At 64.2% G+C, this 4621-nt stretch carries 6 protein-coding genes; 3 read left to right on the forward strand and 3 right to left on the reverse strand.

Annotation, left to right across the window (positions count from 1 at the left end; all coding sequences use genetic code 11):
- The coding region (locus EN935_RS23170; protein WP_206534553.1) for a helix-turn-helix domain-containing protein at positions 1 to 385 on the reverse strand (385 nt) is incomplete at its 3' end.
- Positions 386 to 482: 97 nt separating this feature from the next.
- Here EN935_RS23170 and EN935_RS23175 point away from each other — a divergent pair.
- Complete coding sequence (locus EN935_RS23175) at positions 483 to 1463, forward strand: zinc-binding dehydrogenase (RefSeq protein ID WP_127373641.1); 981 nt, start codon at positions 483 to 485, stop codon at positions 1461 to 1463.
- Between the two features lie 109 nt (positions 1464 to 1572).
- Positions 1573 to 2499: a DMT family transporter gene (locus EN935_RS23180; protein ID WP_127266125.1), complete on the forward strand. Its 927-nt coding sequence runs from the start codon at positions 1573 to 1575 to the stop codon at positions 2497 to 2499.
- Positions 2500 to 2533: 34 nt separating this feature from the next.
- On the opposite strand, the gene EN935_RS23185 is transcribed toward EN935_RS23180, so the two are convergent.
- Positions 2534 to 4042 (reverse strand): winged helix-turn-helix domain-containing tetratricopeptide repeat protein, encoded by a 1509-nt coding sequence (locus EN935_RS23185; protein ID WP_127373642.1) that lies wholly within the window; start codon positions 4040 to 4042, stop codon positions 2534 to 2536.
- Between the two features lie 130 nt (positions 4043 to 4172).
- Here EN935_RS23185 and EN935_RS23190 point away from each other — a divergent pair, with 130 nt between their 5' ends.
- Entirely contained in the window at positions 4173 to 4427 is a 255-nt protein-coding gene (locus EN935_RS23190) for a hypothetical protein (protein WP_109661285.1), read from the forward strand.
- Positions 4428 to 4454: 27 nt separating this feature from the next.
- On the opposite strand, the gene EN935_RS23195 is transcribed toward EN935_RS23190, so the two are convergent.
- On the reverse strand, positions 4455 to 4621 hold a 167-nt coding region (locus EN935_RS23195), incomplete at its 5' end, for a transporter associated domain-containing protein (RefSeq protein WP_281040355.1).

A 4621-nucleotide genomic window follows, 5' to 3' on the forward strand; every position in this document is an offset into this window, starting at 1 on the left:
GTGCTTGTCTTGGCCGGATGATGCAGTCGGCGAGACGGTCCATCTCGTTGAGCTCGTCGGCGTGATGCTGGCCCCATTGGCAGAGCGCCAGCAGGATCGGCTCGAGGCTGAGGCCGAGACCTGTCGCAGAGTATTCGACGCGCGAGGGCACTTCGGCGAAGATTTCGCGGCTGACGAGGCCGTGCTCTTCCATTTCCCGAAGTTGCTGGATCAGCACTTTCTGGGTGATGCCAGGCATCAGCGCCTTCAGCGCCGACAGCCGCCGGGGACCATCGAACAGGTGGTAGAGGATGACCGCCTTCCAGCGCCCCGCAATCACTTTCAGCGCCCGTTCCGCCGGCAGCATCGGCAGCCTTTTGATGGGCATTCTCCTGGGATTGGGCATGGTCACCTCCTGGTCAGCAGGGGACAAATGAGTGTGTAGTCGAGGCTCCGCAGATAGTGGCAAACAGCGGCCGACGCCAGTGCGATCGGAGTTTGCCATGAAAGCCATTCAACTTAGCCGTTTCGGCGGTCCCGACGTGCTGGAGGTGGTCGATCTGCCGGCACCGGTGCCGCAGGCTGGCGAGGTGGTGATCCGGGTGCAAGCCGCCGGGATCAACTTCTTCGAAGTGCTGATGCGGGCGGACCGCTACGCAGTGACGCCGCAACTTCCCATGATCCTGGGCGTGGAGGCGGCGGGCGTCGTCGAGGCCGTCGGAGAAGGCGTGGATGCACAATTGCTGAGGCGCCGCATCGCTGCGCCGCTGTTCATGTCGCAGCGTCCCCACAGCGGCTATGCGGAGCAGGTGACGATGTCAGCCGATCTCGCCGTGCCGCTGCCGGATGCGCTGCCGTTCGAGGATGCGACGGCGCTGATGGTGCAGGGGCTGACGGCTCTTCATTTGCTTCGGCAAAGCCCGCCACGGGCCAAGTCGGTGCTGGTCCCGGCCGCGTCTGGCGGCGTGGGATCGTTGCTTGTCCAACTGGCCAGGCTGAAGGGCGCACGCCAGGTGATCGCGGCCGCCGGCGGCAAGGCGAAATTGCATTTCGCTCTGTCGCTCGGCGCCGATGCCGCGGTCGACTACAGCAAGCCGGATTGGCCAGCCCGGGTGCGCGAGATTGCAGGCGGGGAGGGCAACGACATCATCTACGACACAGTCGGCAGCGCGCTGACGGCTGCGTCGCTGCAGGCTCTGGCGCCTGGCGGCGAACTGGTGTTCGCGGCGCTCGGCCGCTATGCGCTCACGGCTTCCGATCTGGAGGCGATGATCGGCCGCAACCAGTCGCTGAGGGGTTTCGCGCTGCTGCCGCTGCTGTCTCCCGACGTATTGAGAGCCAGCCTGTCCGAGCTGTTCAATCTGGCGGCAAGCGGCCGGCTTCGGGTTGCGATCGGCGGCCGCTTTCCGCTCGATCAGGCCGGCGAAGCGCACCAGCTGCTGGAGGAGCGCCGCTCGACAGGGAAGGTGGTGTTGATGCCCTAGCATCGCCATAGCGGGGATGCGACGCCAATCGGGATTGGACCTCTACATCGATGGTCCTGCCATCTGGCCGCGCCGTCTTGCCCTGATATATCCGGCTGCAATCCATCACATGAGTGAAGCCGTGAAGACATCCAGCCTGACCGGCGCCGTTTCCCCGATGATCCCGGTGCTCGTATGCGCGCTCGGGATCTTCCTGCTGTCCGGGATGGATGCGGCGATGAAGACGCTGGTCATTGCGGTCGGCGTCTACAACACGGTGCTGTGGCGCAGCATGGTGGCGACTGTCGTCGCGGGTGCGGCCTGGTCAGTAGGGACGCGCTCAAAGCCGGCCCTTCCGGTGCTGAGACTGCATGCGCTGCGTGCCGCAATTGTCGGCATCGTTCTGATATCCTTTTTTTGGGGCCTCGCCAGGCTGCCGCTCGCCGAGGCGATCGGGCTCAGCTTCGTCGCGCCCCTGTTTGCGCTGTTCCTCGCCGCGCTGCTGCTGGGCGAACGGATCCGGCGGCAGGCTGTCTGGGCATCCTTGGCCGGCATCGCGGGCGTCGCGATCATCATGGCCGGCCAGTTCGGGCAGGCAAGCTATTCCAGAGATGCCATGCTTGGCACGGCAGCGGTGCTCGTATCGACGGTGTTCTACGGCTACAATCTGATCCTCGCCCGGCAACAGGCGCAGTTGGCCAAGCCGATCGAGATCATGTTGTTCCAGAACCTATGCGTTGCAATCATCCTCGGCCTCGCCGCACCCTGGCTCGCCGTCGCCCCGCCGACCGATCTCTGGCTTCCTTTGGCCGGGGTGACGGTGCTGTCGCTTGCCGGGCAATTCCTGATGAGCTGGTCCTACGCCCGTGCCGAAGCGCAATATCTGATCCCGACCGAATACTCGGCCTTCATCTGGGCGGTCGCGCTTGGCTGGTTCTTCTTCGGCGAGGAGGCGACCTGGACCACGCTGACCGGAGCATGCCTGATCGTCGCCGGCTGCCTGATCGCCGCGCGGGCAAATCCCAGGCTTGCCGAGCCAATCGAGGCGGCGGTTTGAGGAAGTCATGTGATGCCGGGATCACGCCCGCGCGTTACTCGGGAAGACCGGCTTTGCGAAAGCCATCAACGAAATGCTCGAGCGTAGCGGCGTCGCGGAACGGCTCCATCGTGACCCAATGGCTGGTTGTAAAATGCGGGTTGCCGACGAGGAACAGTTCGGCCTCCGCGCGCGCCTCGTCGAGCCGGCCGAGTTGCGCCAGGCTTGCCGCCAGGAAACGGCGTGAGCTTGTGCGATAGGTCTCGTCCCTGAGCAGGGTCTCGACAGCGGCGTCGTAATCGCGCGCCGCATATTGCGCCTGGCCGAGCGTCATATGATACCAGCTTGCCGGAAACGGGTTCAGCCGGAACGCCTTGCTGATATGCTCGAGACCCTCTTCGACCCGTCCGGCCAGGACCGCGATGTCGGACAATGCCGCCCAGGTGTCGGCCTCGTTCGGGTCGAGTTCGATCGCCTTGGCGAATTCCGCATCTGCTTCAGTGAAGCTGCGCTCGTAGGCAAGCAGGTAAGCCAGTATCCAGCGACAGCCGGCATCGTTGGGATCGATCGCCACGGCCTTGCGGGCCAGTTCCAAGGCAACGCTGCGGGCGGCTTCGGTTGGTCCGCCCCAATGCACCTGTCCCATCCAGTGGTTCATGGCAAGCCAGCGATAGGGCTCGGCGTATTCGGGATCGAGCGACACCGCGCGCGTGAGCATCAGATGCGCTTCCTGCGCCATCTGCGGCGAGTCGTCGATCAGCCTGCGCGCCCGCACGCAGAGGTCGTAGGCCTCGAGATTTCGGGGTCGGTTGCGCGGCGGCGATGCGCGCAGCCGGCCGAGCAACGCCTCCACGATCTTGGCCGTCACCTCGTCCTGAACCGCAAAGATATCTTCCAGGCCGCGATCGAAGCGTTCCGCCCATAGATGATCGCCGCTCACCGCATCGACCAACTGGGCGTTGATGCGCACGCGCCCCGCGGCACGTCTTGCACTACCCTCCAGCAGATAGCGCACGCCAAGATCCCCGGCGATCTCGCGCACGTCCATCGCTTTTCCCTTGTAGGCAAAGGCCGAGTTGCGCGCGATGACGAACAGACCCGAGATCCTGGACAGGTCGGTGATCAGGTCTTCGGTCAACCCGTCGGCGAAGGAGTCCTGCTCGGGATCGTTGCTGAAATTGACGAAAGGCAGCACGGCAATCGATGGTTTGTCGGGCAGTGGCAATGGTTTTCGCTTCACGTCGGCGAGCTGTTCGACGGCGCCTGCGAAGCGGTAGCCGACGCGCGGAACCGTGGATATCCATTCACCGCCGTCGGCGGCTGGACCAAGCAGCTTGCGCAGCTGCGCGATCTGGACGGTGAGGTTGCCTTCCTCGACGGCCGTGCCCGGCCACGCCGCGTCCATCAGTTCGGCCTTGCCGAGGATGTCGCCGGGCCGTCCGACAAGTGCTGCAAGCAGACTTAGTCCGCGGTAGCCAACGGCAACGGGCACATCATTCCGAAGCAGCGTTCCCGCACCCGGATCAAGCACGAACGGACCAAAGGCAAAACGCGATCCCTGCATAGGCGCATCTATAGCTCGTTTGGAAGTTTTGAGAACTATTTGGGAGGGCTTAATTACGGCGCCGTCCGTATCGCGCAGAATTCAACCTCATCGAGAGCCACCGCGCCCTCAAAACCATATGGAGGTTGCCATGACCAATACCCTCACTTCTTCCTTGCATTGTGCAGCGCGGCCGGGAACGCCCGTGCGGCCGGCATCGCGCCGGCTCCTGACGACCCTGCGAAGCATCATCGCGAGCTGGCACGATCGGACCTGGCGCGAGCGGATACGCTTTCGCTGGCAACTCAGGCAAATGTCGAAGGATAATCCGCATCTGATCGACGATATCGGTCTGACGATACAGCAGGTCGAGGGAGAGATCGCCAAGCCCTTCTGGGAACGATAGAGCGAATGCTGAACATCGCGTCGACCGTCAGCGCACCGCCTCGCGGTGGCCGCCGGGCAGGCGGGTGGCGATCAGCTTGTCGATGCGGCGGCCGTCGAGATCGACCACCTCGAAGCGCCAGCCCTGCGCGTCGACGCATTCGCCGGTCGCCGGCAGATGGTGCATGTGCGCCAGCACGTAGCCGGCGACAGTCT

Source organism: Mesorhizobium sp. M7D.F.Ca.US.004.03.1.1 (assembly GCF_003998635.1).
Taxonomy (GTDB): Bacteria; Pseudomonadota; Alphaproteobacteria; order Rhizobiales; family Rhizobiaceae; genus Mesorhizobium; species Mesorhizobium loti.

Coding starts and splice junctions, on each gene's coding strand:
- EN935_RS23190 (WP_109661285.1), top strand. CDS start 4,173: ATGACCAATACCCTCACTTCTTCCTTGCATTGTGCAGCGCGGCCGGGA.
- EN935_RS23180 (WP_127266125.1), top strand. CDS start 1,573: ATGAGTGAAGCCGTGAAGACATCCAGCCTGACCGGCGCCGTTTCCCCG.
- EN935_RS23175 (WP_127373641.1), top strand. CDS start 483: ATGAAAGCCATTCAACTTAGCCGTTTCGGCGGTCCCGACGTGCTGGAG.
- EN935_RS23185 (WP_127373642.1), bottom strand. CDS start 4,042: ATGCAGGGATCGCGTTTTGCCTTTGGTCCGTTCGTGCTTGATCCGGGT.